The organism is Pseudomonas sp. P116, assembly GCF_020149425.1.
Classification (GTDB): Bacteria; Pseudomonadota; Gammaproteobacteria; order Pseudomonadales; family Pseudomonadaceae; genus Aquipseudomonas; species Aquipseudomonas anatoliensis.
The window spans coordinates 883,611-905,077 of record NZ_JACVHB010000002.1 but is presented as its reverse complement, the minus strand read 5'-3'; the positions used below and the strand labels follow the sequence as shown (position 1 = coordinate 905,077).

Genomic DNA, 21,467 nt, shown 5'->3' with positions numbered 1-21,467 from the left:
TGAGCATCGCGCAGGGGCCGAATGATCGCCCGCTGCTCAGGAGTAAGAATGAACACCCTATTCATGCATTGTCGGCCAGGCTTCGAAGGCGAAGTCTGCTCGGAGATTTCCGACCTCGCTGCCCAGTTGAACGTGTCCGGTTACGCCAAGGCGAAAACCGCCACTGCGTGCGCCGAGTTTGTCTGCACCGAAGAAGACGGCGCCGAGCGCCTGATGCGCGGTCAGCGTTTCGCCGAGCTGATCTTCCCGCGCCAATGGGCGCGCGGTGTTTTCATTGATCTGCCGGAAACCGACCGCATCAGCGTGATCCTCGCGCACATGGCCGAATTCCCGGTGTGCGGCAGTCTGTGGCTGGAAGTCGTCGACACCAACGACGGCAAAGAGCTGTCGAACTTTTGCAAAAAATTCGAAGGCCCGCTGCGCAAGGCGCTGACGGGCGCCGGCAAACTGGTGGAAGACGCGAGCAAACCGCGTCTGTTGCTGACGTTCAAAAGCGGCCGCGAAGTATTTCTGGGTATGGCTGATGCCGGTAACTCGGCGATGTGGCCGATGGGCATTCCGCGCCTGAAGTTTCCGCGTGAGGCCCCGAGCCGGTCGACGTTGAAGCTGGAAGAGGCCTGGCACCACTTCATCCCGCGGGATCAGTGGGAAGATCGTTTGCACAGCGACATGACCGGCGTTGACCTTGGCGCAGCGCCGGGTGGCTGGACCTGGCAACTGGTCAACCGCGGCATGCTCGTGACCGCTATCGACAACGGCCCGATGGCCGAAAGTCTGATGGACACCGGCCTGGTGCAGCACTTGATGGCGGACGGTTTTACCTTCAAGCCCAAGCAGCCGGTGGACTGGATGGTCTGCGACATCGTCGAGAAACCGGCGCGTAACGCGGCAATGCTCGAAGAGTGGATCGGCGAAGGGCATTGCCGCGAGGCGGTGGTCAACCTGAAACTGCCGATGAAGCAGCGTTATGCCGAAGTGAAGCGTTTGCTTGAGCGCATTGCCGATGGGTTCAAGGCCCGCGGCATCAAGGTCGATATCGGCTGCAAGCAGCTGTATCACGACCGCGAGGAAGTGACCTGCCATCTGCGCCGGCACGACGTGAAGAAACCCAGATCCCGCTAAATGCACACGTCCTCCCTGTGCTAGCTGCCGCAGGCTGCAATTTTTTGATCTTTCAAAAAGCAAAGATCGCAGCCTTCGGCAGCTCCTACATGGGATTGGTATAAAGCCACAGATGACCGAGCACCCGGCAATGCGCGACAATGCCGGCCAGTTTCAGGAGTTAATCATGAGTGAAATGATCGATACCCCGGTCGACGGCACCCTCGACGCTACCGGCCTCAATTGCCCGGAGCCGGTGATGATGTTGCACCAGCACATCCGTGATCTGGTGCCCGGTGGCCTGCTCAAGGTGATCGCCACGGATCCCTCGACCCGCCGCGACATTCCCAAGTTCTGCGTGTTTCTCGACCACGAACTGGTCGGCCAGCACGAAGAGGCCGGTACTTACCTGTACTGGATTCGCAAGAAACAGGCCTGAGCCTCAGGCAAGCGCAAAAACAACTGTGGGAGCCAGCCTGCTGGCGATAACGATGAATCATGACTGACTCACCGTAATCGCCAGCAGGCTGGCTCCCACATTTTTTTGTTTTGCGTAAAGGGTTTCAGCCCAGCGAACGGCTGATCCGAATGCGCTTGCGCGCGCTGCGAGTCAGGCGGATAGACAGCATCAGCGCGGCGCAACTCAGGCCGACGATCAGACCCTGCCACAACCCGCTCGGGCCACGCGGCTCGCAGAGCCAGTCGGTCAGGCCGAGCGCGTAACCCACTGGCAGGCCGATGCCCCAATAGGCGAACAGTGTCAGGATCATCGTCACTCGCGTGTCCTGATAACCGCGCAACGCACCGGCAGCGGTCACCTGGATCGCGTCGGAGAACTGGAACAGCGCCGAGTACACAATCAGCATCGCCGCGATATGAATCACCGTCGGATCAGCCGTGTAAATCGCCGCAATCGGCTCACGCAGCAGCAACATCATGCTCGCCGACAGGCACGCGTAGGCCAGTGCAGTGCCCATGCCGACGCCAGCGGCAAAACGCGCCTCGCGTGGTTCCTCACGGCCTAGTGCTTGACCGACGCGCACGGTCACGGCCATGCCCAGCGAATAAGGAATCATGAACACCAGTGAGCTGACGTTCAGCGCAATCTGGTGCCCGGCGACCACGGTCGCGCCAAGGCTGCCGATCAACAGCGCGATCACTGCGAAGATGCTCGACTCGGCAAACACCGCAATGCCGATCGGCAAACCGATGGCCAGCAGACGCTTGATCACCGCCCACTGCGGCCAATCGAAACGGCTGAACAACTCGCTCGAACGATACGCCGGAGCCCAGCGCTCATAGCCGGCCAGACCCAGCGCCATTACCCACATCACAATCGCCGTGGCCCAGCCGCAACCGACGCCGCCCATGGCCGGCACGCCAAAGTGGCCATAGATGAAGATGTAGTTCAGCGGGATATTAAGCGCCAGCCCGCACAGGCCCAGCACCATCGCCGGTCGGGTACGGCCGAGGCCGTCACTGAAACAACGCAGCACATGATAGAACGCCACCGCCGGCAAACCGCTGGCGATGCCATGCAAGTACTGCATGCACGGGCCAATCAGTTCGGGGTCGACTTTCATCAGGTGCAGAATCGGCTCGGCGGCAACCAGCATCGCGGTAGCGATCAAACCCACTACGAGTGCCAGCCACAACGCCTGGCGCACGATCGGACCGATTTCGCTGTGGGTGCCGGCGCCGTAGCGCTGGGCAACTTTAGGTGTGGTGGCCAGCAGAGTACCGGTCATCAACAGAAAAACCGGCACCCAGATCGAGTTGCCCAACGCTACCGCCGCCAGATCATTGGGGCCGACGCGCCCGGCCATCACCGCATCGACAAAGCCCATGGCCGTGGTTGCCAGTTGCGCGATGATGATCGGCACCGCCAGGGCGAGCAGAGTCTTGAACTCCAGGCGAATCCGCGCGGGGCGGGTGAGGGAGACGGCGACAGGTTGGTCAGTTACAGGATTCACAGGCAAAGCGTCCACAGATGTTGATGCGCAAGGCGGCGCATTCTACGCCGCTGACGTGTTGGTCAGGAAAAATCCTGTGTTGCGGATTTGTAATTTGCAGGAGCTGGCGCAGGTTGCGATCTCTTGATCCGGCTTTATCAAGATCCAAATCAAAAGATCGCAGCCTGCGGCAGCTCCTACAGTTAAACTGCCGATCCGCCCAAGGAGCCCGCCATGCTGATTGTTGCTGACGAAAATATCCCGCTGCTCGATGCCTTTTTTGCCGGTTTTGGCGAGATCCGCCGAGTGCCTGGCCGTTCCATCGACCGCGCGACGGTCGAGCAGGCCGACGTGTTACTGGTGCGTTCGGTCACCAACGTCAACCGCGCGCTGCTCGAGGGCAGCAAGGTTCGCTTCGTCGGCACCTGCACTATCGGTACTGACCATCTGGATCTCGAGTATTTCAACGAGGCGGGCATCACCTGGTCGAGCGCGCCCGGCTGCAATGCCCGTGGTGTGGTCGACTATGTGCTCGCCAGCCTGATGACCCTCGCCGAGATCGAGGGTGTTGATCTGACTCAGCGTACTTATGGTGTCGTCGGCGCCGGAGAGGTCGGTGGACGCCTGATCACTGTTCTGAAGGGCTTGGGCTGGAACGTGAAAGTCTGCGATCCGCCACGCCAAAGTGCAGAGGGCGGTGATTACCTCAGCCTTGAGCAAATCATCGAACAGTGCGACGTGATCAGCCTGCACACACCGTTGACCCGCAGCGGTGACGGTGCGACCTGGCATCTGTTCGATCAACAACGTTTGCAGCAACTCAAACCCGGCGCCTGGCTGATCAACGCAGCGCGGGGGCCGGTGGTGGATAACGCCGCGCTGCGCGAAGTGCTTCTGGAGCGCGAAGACCTGCAAGCGGTACTCGACGTCTGGGAGGCCGAACCCGAGGTCGATGTAGCCCTGGCCGAACTCTGCGTGCTGGCCACGCCGCACATTGCCGGTTACAGCCTTGATGGCAAACAGCGCGGCACGGCGCAGATTTATCAGGCGTACTGCGAGTTCATCGATCAGCCTGCGAACATCCAGCTCAGTGATCTGCTGCCGGCGCCGTGGTTGTCGGAAATAACCTTGCATGCCGACAGTGATCCGGCCTGGGCTTTCGCGATGATGTGCCGTGGGGTGTACGACCCACGCCGGGATGACGCGGATTTCCGCCGCAGCCTTGTAGGTAATGTCGGCGAGCAGCGTGCGGCGTTCGATGTGTTGCGCAAGCAGTATCCTGTTCGGCGCGAGATCGAAGGGTTGAAAGTACGGATCGAAGGGCATTCGCCAAAGTTGCGCCAGATCGTGACAGCGCTCGGAGCAGTAGCTATCTAATCCATTCCCTCCTGTAGGAGCTGCCGCAGGCTGCGATCTTTTGATCTGGCTTTTAAGCAGATCAAGATCAAAAGATCGCAGCCTGCGGCAGCTCCTACAGTGGGGAAGCAGGCAGAAAAAACCCGGCCAATGGGCCGGGTCAGGAAGACGGTGGCTATATCACTCTTGTTCGGCAGGCTTGACCAATCGCTTCTCCAGTTCGCGGCAAGCGTCCTGGATCATGTCTTCAGTGATCGGTACTTCACGCCCTTGTGCATCAATAATCGAGCAACCCAGAGTCTGGCCGGGCTTGGTGCGGATCACTTCAATCTTGTCTTCGCTGCTGTGTTGCAAGGACATGGCCTGTCTCCTCATCAGGTTGTACGCCTAGGTTAAAACCGCCACGTGACCGGGCTATGACAACTCCCTGCGGTCTGTCGGCGGCAGCATCTCTACTCAAACAGAAATGACCGCTCGTCTCAACCGGGACTTTAGACCAATAGCCTCTAGGGTCTAGTCGTCACGGGCATATTTAACCTGACTCATTGTGATTTACAGAGTTCCCCCCCATTTGAGTGTGTAGGCTGGCCCTATCCATCAGCGCAAATGTGAATCCGAATGATCTCGATGCTTTCCTCGCGACACCGACGCGCCTTGCGCCTGACCAGTCATTTCCTCGTGCCTTATCGCTGGCAGGCCTTCGGTGCGTTGCTCGCATTGATTGTCACTGCCGGCATCACCTTATCGATGGGGCAGGGCATCAAGTTGTTGGTTGATCAGGGCTTCATGACCCAGTCGGCGGACTTGCTCAACCAATCCATCGGGCTGTTCATGTTCTTGGTCCTGGGCCTCGCGGTCGGCACCTTCGCCCGGTTTTACCTGGTCTCCTGGATCGGCGAACGTGTCGTCGCCGACATCCGCCGACAGGTGTTCAACCACCTGGTGTACCTGCATCCCGGGTTTTACGAAGACAACCGCAGCTCGGAAATCCAGTCGCGCCTGACAGCGGATACGACATTGCTGCAATCGGTGATCGGCTCGTCGCTTTCGCTGTTTCTACGCAATCTGTTGATGGTGATCGGCGGCATCGTTCTGCTGTTCATCACCAATCCCAAACTCACCAGCATCGTGGTGATCGCGCTACCGCTGGTGATTGCGCCGATCCTGATTTTCGGTCGACGCGTACGCAATCTGTCGCGACAGAGCCAGGACCGGATCGCCGACATTGGCAGCTATGTGTCCGAAACCCTCGGCCAGATCAAAACCGTGCAGGCGTACAACCATCAAATACAGGACGAGCAACGTTTTGCCTCAACGGTCGAGCAGGCTTTCGAGACCGCACGCAAACGGATCTTCCAGCGTGCGTGGCTGATTACATTGGTGATCGTGCTGGTGCTTGGCGCCGTCGCGGTGATGTTGTGGGTCGGTGGTATGGACGTGATCGCCGGGCGGATTTCTGCCGGTGAGCTGGCGGCATTCGTGTTCTACAGCCTGATCGTCGGCAGCGCGTTTGGCACGCTGAGTGAGGTGATCGGCGAGCTTCAGCGCGCTGCGGGTGCCGCCGAGCGTATTGCTGAATTGCTGCGTTCGGAAAACATCATCCAGCCACCTACGACTGGATTAGTGACATTGCCTGCGCGCGTGCGCGGTGAGCTGGAGTTGCAGGATGTGCGCTTTTCCTACCCCTCGCGTCCAGAAAGCTTCGCCGTTGATGGCTTGAATCTCACGGTCAGGGCCGGCGAAACCCTGGCGCTGGTAGGACCGTCCGGCGCTGGTAAATCCACGGTGTATGACTTGCTGCTGCGCTTTTACGATCCTCGCGAGGGCCGGATTCTGCTGGATGGCGTGCCACTGACCAGCCTCGACCCGCTGGATCTGCGCCGTTGTTTTGCCCTGGTTTCACAAACGCCAGCACTGTTTTTCGGCAGCGTGGAGGAGAACATTCGCTATGGCTGCCCAACGGCCACGCTTGAGCAGGTCAAGGAGGCGGCGAGAATCGCCCACGCCCACGACTTCATTGAGCAAATGCCTGACGGCTACCAGACACATTTGGGTGACGGCGGGCTTGGACTCTCCGGCGGCCAGCGCCAGCGTCTGGCCATCGCTCGGGCGTTGCTGGTCGACGCGCCGATCCTGTTGCTGGACGAAGCCACCAGCGCCCTCGATGCGCAAAGCGAACATCTGATCCAGCAAGCCTTGCCGAACCTGATGCAAAACCGCACCACACTGGTGATCGCCCATCGCCTGGCCACAGTGAAAAACGCCGACCGGATTGCGGTGATGGATCAGGGCAAATTGGTCGCGGTGGGTACACATCAGGAATTGATTGCGAGCAATCCGTTGTACGCGCGGCTGGCGGCGTTGCAGTTCAGTGATGGACACGCGGTCGTTGTGTAGGAGCTGCCGCAGGCTGCGATCTGTTGATCTTTGCACGTTACAAAAAATGCCCGTATTCCTGGATGCGCGCATTTTTTATTGTCGAGGATCAAGGTCAAAAGATCGCGGCCTGCGGCAGCTCCTACAGGTGACCGACCTAGTAACCGACCTACTAGCGAGGCTACTGGCAAAACGAAAACACTGATCGGCCCGTTCAAAAAAATGCCCGTATCTCGCGATACGGGCATTTTTTTATTACTCGGCGTTAGTCCTGCTGATCACTGATCATCGAAGTAACGTTCATGCCAATCCACCAGCGGCTGCGGTGAGTTGAGTTTCTGGCCGTAGATCACCGAATAGGACAGCACGTTTTGCACGTACTGGCGGGTTTCGTCGAACGGGATGCTTTCCACCCACACGTCGAAGCTCAGGTGATCGGCGCCGCGCAGCCATTGACGCACGCGTCCGGGGCCGGCGTTGTAGGCGGCGGAGGCGAGGACACGGTTGCCATTGAACTGACTGTGCACCTGGCTCAGGTACGCGGCGCCGAGCTGGATGTTCTTGTCCGGGTTCAGCACTTGCTGCGGCGAGGCCAGGGGGATGTTGAACTTGCGCGAAGTTTCCTTGGCGGTGCCGGGCATCAGTTGCATCAGGCCGCTGGCGCCAACGCCGGAGCGGGCGTCGTCCATGAACGCGCTTTCCTGACGGGTGATGGCGAACACCCAGCTCGAATGCAGACCGCGAACCTTGGCTTCACGCACAAGGGTATCGCGGTGGGCCATCGGGAAGCGGATGTCCAGATCGTCCCAGTATTGCGCCTGACTGATGGTGCGGATCGCCGGGAAATACCACTTCAGGTCGTAGGCGAGTTTGGCCTGGGCAACCATTTCGTCGCGGTTGAAGTGACGGCTGACGTGGTACCACTCGCGGCGTCCGTCGACGATTTGCCCGCGTGCATGGAACTCAAGTGCGCGGCGCACGCCGGGTGTGTTGCGTACCTTGTTGATCAGCGCTTGGCTAAGCACCAGCGGTTTGTTGTTCAACGAGTACGGAGATTGCGAACGGTCAGCGGCGAGGAAGCCGTAGAAGTCACGCTCGCGGGACAGATTTTTGTACAGGGCCTGCGCTTCCGGGTTCTGCGGTTGCGCCAGCTCGAGACTGCGTGCCTGCCAGTAGCGCCAGCGGTTGGTGGTGGCCAGATCCTGCGGCAGACGGCGGGTCAGTTGATAAGCATCGTCCCAGCGCGCCAGGCGCAGTAGCAGACGCAGACGCCATTCGGAAACAGTGTTGTCACGCAGTTCCGGGTCGTATTTGGTCATCACGTCCAGTGCGCGGCTGTCGAAGCGGCGGGCCAGCGTCAGGCCGATTTCCCGGGCAATCGCGACTTTCTCATCACGGGAGAAATGCATACTGCTGGCGTAACCGTCGAGCAACGCCATGGCTTTGTCCGGATCCTGGCGGGCGAGGCGGCGCAGGCCGAGGCTGACCACATCGGACATCGGCTCATCGGCCGGCGTAAAACGCGACGGCTGGTTGAGCAGTTCTGGTTTCTGCGCCACATCCACCAACAGGCGACCACGGGGGGCGAGGGTAGTCAGGCCATTGATCAGGCTGTTGGCCAGCGGATAGTTGCGCGCCTGGGCGGCGAGCTTGGTGCGCTCCCAGCGTTTCTGTTCTGTCAGCTGACCCTCGGCGGCCCACATGCCGAAGAGCGCATCGCACGCGGCGGGCTGCGACTTGCCGGTCAGCCAGAGCTTTTCGGTGGCGGCGTAACCTTCGGTCTTTTTGTTGTGGCTGATCTGATACTGCGCGTTGAGGCAGTCCAGTTCGGTGAAATTGAGCTTGGGATCGTAATACTTGACGAAGGTCGCCCAGTCGCCGCGATCGGCCAGCCAGCGCAACCAGCGCAGCTTCATCCAGTTGGCCTGGGGCAGGTCACCGTGCTCGGCGAGGAATTTCTCTATTTCCGCATTACTCGCACTTTTCAGGCGTGCGGTCAGCTCGTCGTAAGCCAGATACGGTTCCAGCGGGTAATCGGCCAGCGCCTGGCTGTAGCGCATATAGGGGCCGGTATCGCCCTTGGCCAACGCGCGTTTGGCTTCATCGTAATACTGACGCTGGGTGGACAGGTCCACCGCTTGGGCGGATTGAACGGCAGCGGCGGAGAGTAGCAAACAGGACAAAACACTGAAGAGGCGACTGCGCATGAGACATCCGGGCAGAGAAATCATGACAAGTGCCGACATCGATCAGCACTGAATTGTCTGTAGCTTAGCCTTTTGCCAGCAAGCGGCGAAAGCTTTGCAAGCCGTGTGGCACAAGTTCGCAACAAATGTTGTGCAGAGTGCTTCGACAGACAAATTGCCGGCCTGCTGAAGCCTCAAGTCAGGTAGAATGCGCCCCCGGTTTTTGGAGAAGCTCATGACCCTGCTCAAATTCAGCGATGTGTCCCTTGCGTTCGGCGCTATGCCGTTGTTGGACAAGGTGTCCTGGCAGATCGCCCGTGGTGAGCGGGTGTGCATCATCGGCCGCAACGGCACTGGCAAATCCAGCATGATGAAACTGGTCAAGGGCGACCAGAAGCCTGATGACGGCTCGGTGTGGCGTGCCCCCGGTCTGAAAATCGGCGAATTGCCGCAAGAATTGCCCGTGGCCGACGAGCGGACAGTCTTCGACGTCGTGGCTGAAGGCCTCGACGGCGTTGGCGCGTTGCTCGCCGAATACCATCACCTGAGCCAGAACATCGTCACCGATGCCGATCTGGACAAGCTCATGCACGTTCAGCACGACCTCGAAGCCCGTGATGGCTGGCGCTTGCAGACGCTGGTCGACAGCACCCTCAGCCGCCTGCAACTGCCGGCCGACAAGACCCTCGCCGAGTTGTCCGGCGGCTGGCGTCGTCGCGTGCTGCTGGCGCAGGCGCTGGTGTCCGAGCCAGATCTGCTGCTGCTCGACGAGCCAACCAACCACCTGGACATCGGTGCGATTGCCTGGCTTGAAGAAGCGCTGAAAGATTTCCAGGGCGCCGTGCTGTTCATCACGCACGACCGTTCCTTCCTGCAAAACCTCGCCACGCGCATCCTGGAACTGGATCGCGGCGGCCTGATCGACTGGAACGGCGACTACGCCAGCTTCCTCGTGCACAAAGAAGCCGAGCTCGCTGCCGAAGCCACTGCCAACGCGCTGTTCGACAAGCGTCTGGCCCAGGAAGAAGTGTGGATCCGTCAGGGCATCAAGGCCCGTCGTACCCGTAACGAAGGCCGCGTGCGCGCCTTGAAAGCTTTGCGCGTTGAGCGCAGCGAGCGTCGTGAACGTACCGGCAAGGCCAATATTCAGCTGGACACCGCCGACAAGTCCGGCAAGCAGGTGATGGTGCTCGAGAACGTGAGCTTTGCTCATCCGGGCGGCCCGTTCCTGATCAAGGATTTCTCGATGGTTCTGCAGCGCGGCGACCGTATCGGTCTGCTTGGCGCCAACGGTACCGGCAAGACCACCCTGTTGAAGCTGATGCTCAACGGCTTGCAGCCAACCAGCGGCAAAGTGGAAGAGGGCACGCGGATCGACGTGGCGTACTTCGACCAGTTGCGCCATCAGCTGGATCTGGAAAAAACCGTGATCGACAACGTCGCCGAAGGTCGCGACTTTATCGACATCGACGGTCAGAGCCGCCACGTGCTGAGCTACCTCGGTGACTTCCTGTTCAGCCCGCAGCGTGCTCGCACGCCGGTCAAGGCGCTGTCGGGTGGTGAGCGTGCGCGTCTGTTGCTGGCCAAACTGTTCAGCAAGCCGGCGAACCTGCTGGTACTCGACGAACCGACCAATGACCTCGACGTGGAAACCCTCGAGCTGCTCGAAGAAGTGCTGCTGACATTCAACGGCACTGTGCTGATGGTCAGCCACGACCGGGCATTCCTCGACAACGTGGTCACCAGCACCCTGGTCTTCGAAGGTGAAGGCAAGGTGCGTGAATACGTCGGCGGTTATCAGGACTGGATCCGTCAGGGCGGCTCGCCGCGTCTGTTGGGCGTGACCGAGAGCAAGTCGGGCAAGGCTGACCTGAACTCGGCCGTGGTTACGGCTGCGCCGGCCGCTGCTGCGCCAGTTGCTGCTCCAGCTGCCAAGAAGAAGCTGAGCTACAAGCTGCAGCGCGAGCTGGAAGCGTTGCCGGGCGATATCGATGCCAAGGAACAGCAGATCGCTGCCGTTGAGGCTGAAATGGCCGACAGCGGTTTCTATCAGCGTCCTGCGGCAGAGACTGCCAAGGTCATCGCCTCGCTCGAGCAATTGCAGGCGGAACTGGAAGCGTTGGTGGAGCGTTGGGCCGAGCTGGATGCCTGATTGCTTGAGCCATTAAAAAGCCCGGCGCTCAGTGATGAGCGCCGGGCTTTTCATGTGTAGCAGGCTCACTCCTACATGGGTCGGTGTTATCAGCGTTTGACCAGATGCACCGCCAGCACATCGCAAGGCGCGCCGTGCAGCACATCATTGGCTGTCGAGCCCAGTAACAGCGCCAGACCATGACGGCCATGGCTGCCGACCACGATCAGATCGCATTGCTGTTCCTTGGCGAAGTGATGGATTTCCTGACGCGGCTGGCCGTAGGTCAAGTGGCAGTTGGCGCCTTCAAGTTCGGTGTACTTGAGCTTCAGGCGCTCAAGGCGTTCCTTGGCCTGATCGAACTGCTGCTGTTGCAGTTGTGACAGGTCCATCGGCACGTCGCCGCCAAAAGCCATAGCCATCGGTTCGACAATATGCACCAGCGACAGCTTAGCGCCGTTGCTCACCGACAGCTCGCGGGCGCGGTGGATGACGGGGTCGCACTCTTCAGTCAGATCTACGGCGACCAGGATGTGGTGGTAGGGCATGAGGCGCTCCTCGTAAGGTTTCAATATTGGTAAGTATGGCTGGTTTCAAGCGCATTGGTTCCAAAGTGACGCAATGGGCTCATCAGAAAACGGGAGTACAGATATGACGGTCTGGATAGTGGTGTCAATCCTGTTGGTGGTATTGAGCCCACTGGCATGGTTGCGCCCATCGCGCGCGCAGAGCGGTCGAATCGCTCTGCGTATGGAGGCGCGTCGTATTGGCCTGGCCATGCAGCTGGCGCCTCAGGAGTGGCCGCACTGGCTGTCTCAAGAGCCGCCGAATCCGTGTGCGCAGTACCATCGGCCGCGTCGCGGTAGTCAGCCGGCATGCTGGGCGTACTGGCAAAAATCGCCAGGCGTGTGGGTCAATCAGTGGCAGGAAGTCTGCGAGGATCGGGCGCTGCTCAATCATTTCGAAAAGTTGCCAGGCAACGTCTACAAGATCGAGGCGGATAAGCAGATGATCGCCTTGTACTGGGGCGAGAAGGGCGAAGCCACGGTTTTGCTGGATATTGACGCCACTCTGAAAGCGCTGGCGTAGCTCTCGGATTTTTCGCACTGCAACGGTGCGAAACGTCCGGCAGACGAGCAATAAAAAGCCCGACATGATTCATCGGGCGGGGTTGGCCAGGCAGGCCGGAAACTTTTTTACCACTGACCCCGGCTTCAAACGGGCAGCGCATTTATCTATCGTCCCGTGAGCGTAGACTTTTAAACAGGGCTCGCTGCGAATTAGGGCGACTTTTCTAACTATTGATTCTATGAATGGCTCCACATGCAGGCGCGTGTTGTGGATCTGTGTGGTACGGAAATGACCGCAAAGTCGCATTTCAACCCGCATTTTGGGCGATTGACAATTGTTGGAAATTCCGTGAAGGTGACATACCCAAATCAAACGGGCGTATGAATTGAGCGTTTGTCTTACAGACTGCTCCTACAGAATCCCGACTATCGCGTTGGCGGGTGTGCCGGGTGAATTGGTGTCAGCATCGACGAAAAAGCGTCCTGCCTAGCCATTCGCCTGCGTCCGACGTGTACTGTTCAGCTTCCATATCGTGGAGATCAGTTGATGATTTACGAAGGTAAAGCCATCACGGTTAAAGCTCTTGAAAGTGGCATCGTCGAATTGAAATTCGACCTCAAGGGTGAGTCCGTCAACAAGTTCAACCGTCTAACCCTGAACGAACTGCGTCAGGCCGTAGACACCATCAAGGCAGATGCTTCGATCAAAGGCGTGATCGTCAGCAGTGGCAAGGACGTGTTCATCGTCGGCGCCGACATCACCGAATTTGTCGAGAACTTCAAGCTGCCGGATGCGGAGCTGGTTGCTGGCAATCTCGAAGCCAACAAGATCTTCAGCGATTTCGAAGACCTCAACGTTCCGACTGTCGCCGCGATCAATGGCATCGCCCTGGGTGGCGGTCTGGAAATGTGTCTGGCGGCTGACTATCGCGTCATGTCCACCAAGGCCAAGATCGGTTTGCCGGAAGTCAAACTGGGCATCTACCCAGGCTTCGGCGGCACCGTACGTCTGCCGCGCCTGATCGGTGCCGACAACGCCATCGAGTGGATTGCCTCCGGCAAGGAAAACCGCCCGGAAGACGCGCTGAAAGTCAGCGCCGTCGATGCCGTGGTTGCTCCAGAGAAGCTGCAGGAAGCTGCCCTTGAGCTGATCAAACGCGCCATTTCCGGCGAGTTCGACTACAAGGCCAAGCGCCAGCCGAAGCTGGAAAAGCTCAAGCTGAACGCTATCGAACAAATGATGGCTTTCGAAACCGCCAAAGGTTTCGTGGCAGGTCAGGCTGGCCCGAACTATCCGGCGCCGGTTGAAGCCATCAAGACTATCCAGAAAGCTGCGAACTTCGGTCGCGACAAGGCGCTGGAAGTTGAAGCCGCCGGTTTCGTCAAACTGGCCAAGACCTCTGCCGCGCAGAGCTTGATCGGTTTGTTCCTGAACGATCAGGAACTGAAGAAAAAGGCCAAGGCCTACGACGAAATCGCCAAAGACGTGAAGCAGGCCGCTGTACTGGGCGCCGGCATCATGGGTGGCGGTATCGCTTATCAGTCGGCCTCCAAAGGCACGCCGATCCTGATGAAGGACATCAACGAGCACGGTATCGAGCAGGGTCTGGCCGAAGCCGCCAAACTGCTGGTTGGCCGCGTTGATAAAGGTCGCATGACCCCTGCGAAAATGGCTGAAGTGCTCAACGGCATTCGTCCGACCCTGTCCTACGGTGATTTCGGTCACGTCGATCTGGTCGTTGAAGCCGTGGTCGAGAACCCGAAGGTCAAGCAAGCCGTGCTGGCTGAAGTTGAAGACAAGGTCAAAGAGGACACCATCCTCGCGTCCAACACTTCGACCATTTCCATCAGCCTGTTGGCCAAGGCCCTCAAGCGTCCGGAAAACTTCGTCGGCATGCACTTCTTCAACCCGGTGCACATGATGCCGCTGGTGGAAGTGATCCGTGGCGAGAAGTCCAGCGAGCTGGCTGTTGCCACCACCGTTGCCTACGCCAAGAAAATGGGCAAGAACCCGATCGTCGTCAACGACTGCCCGGGCTTCCTGGTCAACCGCGTACTGTTCCCGTACTTCGGTGGTTTCGCCAAACTGGTCAGCGCCGGTGTGGACTTCGTCCGTATCGACAAGGTCATGGAAAAATTCGGCTGGCCGATGGGCCCGGCATACCTGATGGACGTGGTCGGCATCGACACCGGTCACCACGGTCGTGACGTCATGGCTGAAGGCTTCCCGGACCGCATGAAAGATGACCGCCGCTCGGCCATTGACGTGCTTTACGAAGCCAAGCGTCTGGGCCAGAAGAACGGCAAGGGTTTCTACGCCTACGAGACCGACAAGAAGGGCAAGCAGAAGAAAGTTGCCGACCCGTCGGTACTGGAAGTGCTCAAGCCGATCGTTTACGAGCAGCGCGAAGTCACTGACGAAGACATCATCAACTGGATGATGATCCCGCTCTGCCTGGAAACCGTGCGTTGCCTGGAAGACGGCATTGTTGAAACCGCCGCCGAAGCCGACATGGGTCTGGTCTACGGTATCGGTTTCCCTCCATTCCGTGGCGGTGCGCTGCGCTACATCGATTCGATCGGTGTTGCCGAGTTCGTTGCCCTGGCTGACCAGTACGCTGATTTGGGCGCGCTGTACCACCCGACCGCGAAACTGCGTGAAATGGCCAAAACCGGCCAACGGTTCTTCGGTTAAGCGTCCCAACTTTTGAGCGAGAGTGAAATTTTATGAGCTTGAATCCAAGAGACGTCGTGATTGTCGACTTCGGTCGTACTCCGATGGGCCGCTCCAAGGGCGGCATGCACCGCAACACCCGCGCCGAAGACATGTCGGCGCACCTGATCAGCAAATTGCTGGAACGCAACGTCAAGGTTGATCCGAACGAAGTCGAAGACGTGATCTGGGGCTGCGTCAACCAGACCCTGGAGCAGGGCTGGAACATCGCGCGCATGGCGTCGCTGATGACCCAGATCCCGCACACGGCTGCCGGTCAGACTGTCAGCCGCCTGTGTGGCTCGTCGATGAGCGCGCTGCACACTGCTGCGCAAGCGATCATGACCGGTAACGGTGACGTGTTCGTCGTCGGTGGCGTCGAGCATATGGGCCACGTGAGCATGATGCACGGTGTCGATCCGAACCCGCACATGTCGCTGTACGCGGCGAAAGCCTCGGGCATGATGGGCCTGACCGCTGAAATGCTTGGCAAGATGCACGGCATCACTCGCGAACAGCAGGACGCTTTTGGCGTGCGCTCCCACCAGCTCGCCCACAAGGCGACTCTGGAAGGCAAGTTCAAAGACGAAATCATCCCGATGCAGGGTTATGACGAGAACGGTTTCCTGAAACTGTTCGACTACGACGAAACCATTCGTCCGGAAACCACCCTGGAAAGTCTGGCGGCCCTCAAGCCGGCCTTCAATCCAAAGGGCGGCACCGTGACTGCCGGTACTTCGTCGCAGATCACCGATGGTGCCTCGTGCATGATCGTGATGTCGGCGCAGCGTGCTCAGGACCTGGGTATTCAGCCTATGGCAGTGATCCGTTCGATGGCAGTGGCGGGTGTGGATCCGGCAATCATGGGCTATGGTCCAGTTCCGGCAACACAAAAAGCCCTGAAGCGTGCGGGCCTTGGCATCAACGATATCGACTTCTTCGAGCTCAACGAAGCTTTCGCCGCACAGGCTCTGCCAGTGCTGAAAGATCTGAAAGTGCTCGACAAGATGAACGAGAAGGTTAACCTGCACGGCGGCGCGATCGCCTTGGGTCACCCGTTCGGTTGCTCCGGTGCTCGGATTTCCGGCACTTTGCTGAACGTGATGAAGCAGAATAGCGGCACCTTCGGGGTGGCCACTATGTGCATTGGTCTCGGCCAAGGCATCTCCACCGTCTTCGAACGCGTCTAAGCGTCTCGTCGATGGAAGCCGGGGCCAAGTGCCCCGGTTTTTGTTTTTGCGGATTTATTTTGTTTTTATTTTGAAAAAAATTGAGGGAGGGCCAAACCATGCCGATACAACCTGGGCTCTACCAGCATTACAAAGGTCCGCAGTACCGCGTTTTCAATGTCGCGCGGCATTCCGAGACGGAAGAAGAAGTGGTGTTTTACCAAGCCCTGTATGGCGATTACGGCTTTTGGGTGCGTCCCTTGAGCATGTTTCTGGAGTCCGTCGAGGTTGACGGCGAGCAGGTCCCACGCTTTGCTTTGGTGCAAGCCGAACCGAGCCTGTTTTCCAAGGCATAAGGGGAGTGCGCGCAATACCCTGCGCTTGACCTCACCTTGTATCAACTATATATAGCGGTGCCGCGTCAGGCGCCAACCGCCTTTCACTTCTAGAATTCAGGAATTTTCTGATCCATGGGCAAATCGCTGGTCATTGTGGAATCCCCGGCTAAGGCCAAGACCATCAACAAGTATCTGGGCAACCAATACGTGGTGAAGTCGAGTATCGGCCATATCCGAGACCTGCCCACCAGCGGTTCGGCTAGCGCCAGCAAAGAGCCAGCCGCCAAGCGCGGCAAGGCTGCCGCAGGCGAAGGTCCGGTGCTCACGCCGAAAGAGAAAGCGCGCAAGCAGCTGGTCTCGCGTATGGGTGTCGATCCCGATCATGGCTGGAAAGCCAAGTACGAGATCCTCCCGGGCAAGGAAAAGGTCATCGAAGAGCTGCGCCGGCTCGCCAAGGATGCTGACACCATCTATCTCGCAACCGACTTGGATCGCGAGGGGGAAGCCATTGCATGGCACCTGCGCGAAGCCATCGGTGGTGACGACAGCCGCTACAAGCGCGTGGTGTTCAACGAAATCACCAAGAAGGCGATTCAGGAAGCCTTCTCCAAGCCGGGTGAGCTGGACATCGATCGCGTCAACGCTCAGCAGGCGCGCCGCTTCCTCGACCGCGTTGTGGGCTACATGGTCTCGCCGCTGCTGTGGGCCAAGATCGCCCGTGGCCTGTCCGCCGGTCGTGTGCAATCGGTCGCCGTGAAACTGGTGGTTGAGCGTGAGCGTGAAATTCGCGCGTTCAACCCGGAAGAGTACTGGGAAGTGCATGCCGATCTCGGCAGCGCCAAAGGCTCGACCGTACGTTTCGAAGTAGCGCGTGAAAAGGGCGAAGCCTTCAAACCGCTCAACGAAGCTCAGGCCATGGCTGCACTGGAGAAACTCAAGTCCTCCAGCTACAGCATCGTCAAGCGCGAAGACAAACCGACCAGCAGCAAGCCGTCGGCGCCGTTCATCACGTCCACCCTGCAGCAGGCCGCGAGCAACCGCCTGGGCTTCGGCGTGAAAAAAACCATGATGATGGCCCAGCGTCTGTATGAAGCCGGCTACATCACTTATATGCGTACCGACTCGACCAACCTCTCGGCAGACGCCGTGACGATGGCGCGTGCTTACATCGAAGACGAATTCGGCAAGAAGTACCTGCCGGAAACGCCGAACGTCTACAGCAGCAAGGAAGGCGCACAAGAGGCTCACGAAGCCATTCGTCCCTCCGATGCCAACACCATTCCGAGCAAGCTGGCGGGCATGGAGCGTGATGCCGAGCGTCTCTATGAGCTGATCTGGCGTCAGTTCCTGGCTTGCCAGATGCTGCCGGCGCAATACCTGTCGACGACTGTCAGTGTCGGCGCTGGTGATTTCGAGCTGCGCGCCAAGGGTCGTATCCTGAAGTTTGACGGTTACACCCGCGTAATGCCGCAGATTGCCAAACCTGGCGATGACGATGTTCTGCCCGATATGGCGCAGGGCGACGTCATGAAGCTGATCAAGCTTGATCCGACCCAGCACTTCACCAAGCCGCCGGCGCGTTATTCGGAAGCCAGCCTGGTTAAAGAAATGGAAAAACGCGGCATTGGTCGTCCTTCGACTTACGCCGCGATCATTTCGACCATTCAGGATCGCGGTTACGTGACCCTGCACAACCGTCGTTTCTATTCGGAAAAGATGGGCGATATCGTTACCGAGCGTCTCTCGGAGAGCTTCTCGAACCTCATGGACTACGGCTTCACAGCCGGCATGGAAGAGAACCTCGATGACGTGGCCCAAGGCGAGCGCGACTGGAAGAACGTGCTGGACGAGTTCTACGGCGACTTCAAAAAGAAACTCGAAGTAGCCGAGAATCCTGAAAGCGGCATGCGTGCCAACCAGCCGGTCATGACCGACATTCCGTGCACCACTTGCGGCCGTCCGATGCAGATCCGTACAGCATCGACCGGCGTGTTCCTCGGTTGCTCGGGCTACAGCCTGCCGCCGAAAGAGCGCTGCAAGGCCACCGTCAACCTCGTGCCGGGCGACGAAATCGCTGCGGACGACGAAGGTGAGTCGGAGTCGCTGGTGTTGCGTGGCAAGCATCGCTGCCCGATCTGCAGCACGGCGATGGACGCTTACCTGCTCGACGAGAAGCGCAAGCTGCACATCTGCGGTAACAACCCGGATTGCGCCGGCTACGAAATCGAAGAGGGCAGTTATCGCATCAAGGGCTACGAAGGTCCGAGCCTGGAATGCGACAAGTGCGGCAGCGAGATGCAGCTCAAGACCGGCCGTTTCGGCAAGTTCTTCGGGTGTACCAACCCTGAGTGCAAGAACACCCGCAAACTGCTGAAGAGCGGTGACGCGGCGCCGCCTAAGATGGATCCGGTGAAGATGCCTGAGCTGAAATGCGAAAAGGTCAACGACACCTACATCCTGCGCGACGGTGCGTCCGGTCTGTTCCTGGCGGCCAGTCAGTTCCCGAAAAACCGCGAGACTCGCGCTCCGCTGGTGATCGAGATTGTGCCGCACAAGGATGAGATCGATCCGAAGTACCACTTCCTCTGCGAAGCGCCGAAGAAGGATCCTGATGGTCTGCCAGCGGTTATCCGCTACAGCCGCAAGACCAAGGAGCAGTACGTGCAGACCGAAGTCGATGGCAAGCCTACCGGTTGGAAGGCTTACTACGACGGCGGCAAGTGGACTGTTGAAGACAAGCGCTCTACGAAGGCCAAGGCAGAGTAAGCGTTAGTCTGATACTGAAAGGCCGCATGAGAACCCTCGGGTTTTCATGCGGCCTTTTTGTTTTGTGCTTGCGGTGTGATCAGTTGATCCACGACACTGTCCGGTCTGTGTGAAGCAATTATTTCGTTGTGGAGGCTGCCGTCATGGCCCACGAGCTCTATACCCGCACCAATCAGAAAATCTATTTCGCCGGCCTGTCGCTGGAAGCTCTGGCTCGAGCTGAAGAAGGGCGGGCGATGAACTCTCTGGCGCTGATTCAGGCTGGACGTGAGTCGGCGTTGTTCCACCTCTATGGCGCGCTATTGGGGCTGTGCCATGAAATTGCCGGGTTCTATCGCCTGCCTCAGGCTAGCGCACCACGGGCCGAGATGCTGTTGACGCGTGAAGTGCTCGAGTCGATCGCGATTCCCGAGCTGGCGGAAATGGTTGAGCTGGCAGGCAATCCGCAAACCTGGTTGGCAAAACTGCTGGCAGCGCATTCGGCATTGTTCCAACCGCCTCGCGTGCCACATAAGCCCAAGGGCGATGTGACACAGCCGTTGATTCAGGCCGTTAATCTGGATGAAGAAGAGGCGCCGCAAGAGTTGAGCCGAGAGGAGCTTGAGGATTGGCGGCAGAACCTCAAAAGCCTGGCTATTCGTTTTCGCGAAGGTTTGAACGAGTGCTGACGATGATTGACACGGTGGCAATCTGAAACATGCTGCTGGTCAAGATCATGAGCGAAGCCTGAATGATGTCTATATAATGCCTGCCTTTCGTGGAGAACAGACCTATATGCCAACGTCCTTTCTAGAAATTGTCGAGTTACCCGACGGCCGAATCGAACTGCGCAGGGCTGAGGACGAGGGTTCTCTGGTGACTCTGGATTTCTCCGAGGACGCCAAGACATTCCTGCAGGGCCAGCACGTGGAAATCGCAAAAGCGATGTTGAGCGTTGGCGTGCAGATGGCAGGCCGAATGATCGAAGGTGAGTTTGATAAAGATGAAGGGTCGCGGGTTCTTCATTGATTCCCGACGGCTTTTGGTTTTTGTCACTACCGCTTCAGATCGGCTTCTCTATCCTTGGAGAAGCCCTGCGCTTCACACAGCGCGTGTAACTTGCAAATCAACCCAATCGAATGTTCAGGCTCTGAGCGTCGCCCGTGCGCGCAGCGCTGACCAACTGCTGCCGTGAACTTGTGTTCAACGGGTTGAGCCAGGTAACGACTGTGTGGCTGCGGCCCAGACGTAATGCCTCGCACGCCAATTGCTGAGCGCTTTGAGTGCCGCGCGGTTGCAGCAGGAGAATGCGTTCGCGGTTCAGGCCGGCATCGCGCAGCCAAGTCTGCGTGAGGCTTGCGGGCGGTGCGATCAACGTCAGCCAGCGAGCGTCCTGATCCTCGCTCAATTCGCGAAGGATCGGAGCCAGCAGATTCAGGCAGTTCCCGGCCGCACCGCGCAGAGACAGCTCACTGAATACTTCAGGTTCGGCATTCCATTCGCGCTCGACCACTTCTTTGAGGATCGGCGCCATCGGTTGCGCCAGAAACGCTTCGAATAAAGGCAGTTGTGTTTGCTGAGGTGTGTGTGGGAACTGCATAGAGCCTCCTTTAGCGGCGGATTACGCCGACACTCAAGCCTTCGATCACCAGTTCCTGATCTTTCAGGTCGACTTCGATAGGGGCGAACTCGGGGTTTTCGGCAATCAGCCAGACCTTGCTGCCTTCGCGCTTGAAGCGTTTGACCGTCACTTCATCGCCGATACGGGCGACAACGACCTGGCCGTTACGCGCTTCACGGGTGGTGTGGACTGCGAGGAGGTCACCGTCGAAAATGCCGATGTCCTTCATGCTCATGCCGTGTACACGCAGCAAATAATCGGCGCGTGGATGGAAGAAGGTCGGATTGATGTTGCAGGATTCTTCGATGTGCTGCTGGGCGAGGATCGGCGCGCCGGCAGCGACACGGCCGATGATCGGCAGGGTAGAGTCATCCGCCTTGGCTTCGAAGCCAGGGATGCGAATACCGCGTGAGGCACCCGGAGTCATCTCGATGGCGCCTTTGCGGGCCAGCGCTTTGAGGTGTTCTTCTGCCGCGTTGGGCGACTTGAAGCCCAGTTCCTGAGCGATCTCCGCACGTGTTGGCGGATAACCGTTGTCTTCGAGGCAACGTTTGATAAAGGCCAGAATCTCGGCTTGGCGTGGCGTCAGCTTTAGCATAATGATCGCTCTGTCTTTTTATACAGTGACTGGGATTATATACAGTGAATCGGTCTTGGCAATGCCCGTTTTTTTACCTGCCGCCAGACGGTCAGCGGACGTGCTTATTAA

General features: G+C 58.7%; 18 protein-coding genes. 12 read left to right on the top strand and 6 right to left on the bottom strand.

Going from position 1 to position 21,467, the window contains the following annotated elements:
* Positions 1-48: 48 nt before the first annotated feature.
* Together rlmM and tusA are read left to right on the top strand one after the other, a co-directional pair.
* Positions 49-1,122 (top strand): 23S rRNA (cytidine(2498)-2'-O)-methyltransferase RlmM, encoded by a 1,074-nt coding sequence (gene rlmM / locus ICA15_RS10395; protein WP_150617565.1) that lies wholly within the window; start codon positions 49-51, stop codon positions 1,120-1,122.
* A gap of 166 nt (positions 1,123-1,288) precedes the next feature.
* A complete protein-coding gene (gene tusA, locus ICA15_RS10390) occupies positions 1,289-1,540 on the top strand; it encodes a sulfurtransferase TusA (protein WP_003226616.1) in 252 nt (83 codons plus the stop codon).
* 124 nt (positions 1,541-1,664) lie between these two features.
* On the opposite strand, the gene ICA15_RS10385 is transcribed toward tusA, so the two are convergent.
* The gene (locus ICA15_RS10385; RefSeq protein WP_210553182.1) at positions 1,665-3,074 is read right to left on the bottom strand and encodes an MATE family efflux transporter; all 1,410 of its coding nucleotides are present in this window, start codon (positions 3,072-3,074) and stop codon (positions 1,665-1,667) included.
* A 213-nt stretch (positions 3,075-3,287) separates the two neighbouring features.
* Here ICA15_RS10385 and pdxB point away from each other — a divergent pair, with 213 nt between their 5' ends.
* A complete protein-coding gene (gene pdxB, locus ICA15_RS10380) occupies positions 3,288-4,430 on the top strand; it encodes a 4-phosphoerythronate dehydrogenase PdxB (protein ID WP_210553181.1) in 1,143 nt (380 codons plus the stop codon).
* Between the two features lie 159 nt (positions 4,431-4,589).
* Here the strand turns inward: pdxB and ICA15_RS10375 are convergent, their stop codons facing one another.
* Positions 4,590-4,769 carry a PA1571 family protein gene (locus ICA15_RS10375; RefSeq protein WP_150604513.1) on the bottom strand — a complete coding sequence of 60 codons (180 nt, stop codon included), beginning with the start codon at positions 4,767-4,769 and terminating at the stop codon, positions 4,590-4,592.
* 258 nt (positions 4,770-5,027) lie between these two features.
* Between ICA15_RS10375 and ICA15_RS10370 the strand changes: the two genes are divergently transcribed.
* Positions 5,028-6,806 (top strand): ABC transporter transmembrane domain-containing protein, encoded by a 1,779-nt coding sequence (locus tag ICA15_RS10370; RefSeq protein ID WP_210553180.1) that lies wholly within the window; start codon positions 5,028-5,030, stop codon positions 6,804-6,806.
* Between the two features lie 257 nt (positions 6,807-7,063).
* Here ICA15_RS10370 and ICA15_RS10365 read toward each other — a convergent pair whose 3' ends face one another.
* Positions 7,064-8,992 carry a transglycosylase SLT domain-containing protein gene (locus tag ICA15_RS10365; RefSeq protein WP_150617567.1) on the bottom strand — a complete coding sequence of 643 codons (1,929 nt, stop codon included), beginning with the start codon at positions 8,990-8,992 and terminating at the stop codon, positions 7,064-7,066.
* 214 nt (positions 8,993-9,206) lie between these two features.
* On the opposite strand from ICA15_RS10365, the gene ICA15_RS10360 reads away from it, so the two are divergent.
* Positions 9,207-11,123 carry an ATP-binding cassette domain-containing protein gene (locus tag ICA15_RS10360; protein ID WP_150617568.1) on the top strand — a complete coding sequence of 639 codons (1,917 nt, stop codon included), beginning with the start codon at positions 9,207-9,209 and terminating at the stop codon, positions 11,121-11,123.
* Between the two features lie 89 nt (positions 11,124-11,212).
* Here ICA15_RS10360 and ICA15_RS10355 read toward each other — a convergent pair whose 3' ends face one another.
* Complete coding sequence (locus ICA15_RS10355; RefSeq protein ID WP_042560173.1) at positions 11,213-11,650, bottom strand: universal stress protein; 438 nt, start codon at positions 11,648-11,650, stop codon at positions 11,213-11,215.
* A 103-nt stretch (positions 11,651-11,753) separates the two neighbouring features.
* Between ICA15_RS10355 and ICA15_RS10350 the strand changes: the two genes are divergently transcribed.
* The 7 genes from ICA15_RS10350 (at position 11,754) to ICA15_RS10320 (ending at position 20,166) form a co-directional block, all read left to right on the top strand.
* Complete coding sequence (locus ICA15_RS10350; protein ID WP_210553179.1) at positions 11,754-12,191, top strand: hypothetical protein; 438 nt, start codon at positions 11,754-11,756, stop codon at positions 12,189-12,191.
* A gap of 528 nt (positions 12,192-12,719) precedes the next feature.
* Entirely contained in the window at positions 12,720-14,867 is a 2,148-nt protein-coding gene (fadB, locus tag ICA15_RS10345) for a fatty acid oxidation complex subunit alpha FadB (protein WP_150598230.1), read from the top strand.
* Positions 14,868-14,899: 32 nt separating this feature from the next.
* Entirely contained in the window at positions 14,900-16,075 is a 1,176-nt protein-coding gene (gene fadA / locus ICA15_RS10340) for an acetyl-CoA C-acyltransferase FadA (RefSeq protein ID WP_042560170.1), read from the top strand.
* A gap of 98 nt (positions 16,076-16,173) precedes the next feature.
* A complete protein-coding gene (locus ICA15_RS10335) occupies positions 16,174-16,410 on the top strand; it encodes a DUF1653 domain-containing protein (protein WP_042560169.1) in 237 nt (78 codons plus the stop codon).
* 114 nt (positions 16,411-16,524) lie between these two features.
* Positions 16,525-19,158, top strand: coding sequence for a type I DNA topoisomerase (gene topA / locus ICA15_RS10330; RefSeq protein WP_150617570.1), 2,634 nt, complete (start codon positions 16,525-16,527; stop codon positions 19,156-19,158).
* Positions 19,159-19,301: 143 nt separating this feature from the next.
* Positions 19,302-19,826 carry a DUF6586 family protein gene (locus tag ICA15_RS10325; RefSeq protein ID WP_210553178.1) on the top strand — a complete coding sequence of 175 codons (525 nt, stop codon included), beginning with the start codon at positions 19,302-19,304 and terminating at the stop codon, positions 19,824-19,826.
* A 106-nt stretch (positions 19,827-19,932) separates the two neighbouring features.
* Entirely contained in the window at positions 19,933-20,166 is a 234-nt protein-coding gene (locus ICA15_RS10320; protein WP_150592597.1) for a hypothetical protein, read from the top strand.
* Positions 20,167-20,263: 97 nt separating this feature from the next.
* Here the strand turns inward: ICA15_RS10320 and sulA are convergent, their stop codons facing one another.
* A complete protein-coding gene (sulA, locus tag ICA15_RS10315) occupies positions 20,264-20,737 on the bottom strand; it encodes an SOS-induced cell division inhibitor SulA (RefSeq protein ID WP_150604507.1) in 474 nt (157 codons plus the stop codon).
* 10 nt (positions 20,738-20,747) lie between these two features.
* On the bottom strand, positions 20,748-21,356 hold the full coding sequence (gene lexA, locus ICA15_RS10310) for a transcriptional repressor LexA (protein WP_016775490.1): 609 nt from the start codon (positions 21,354-21,356) through the stop codon (positions 20,748-20,750).
* Between the last annotated feature and the right edge of the window lie 111 nt (positions 21,357-21,467).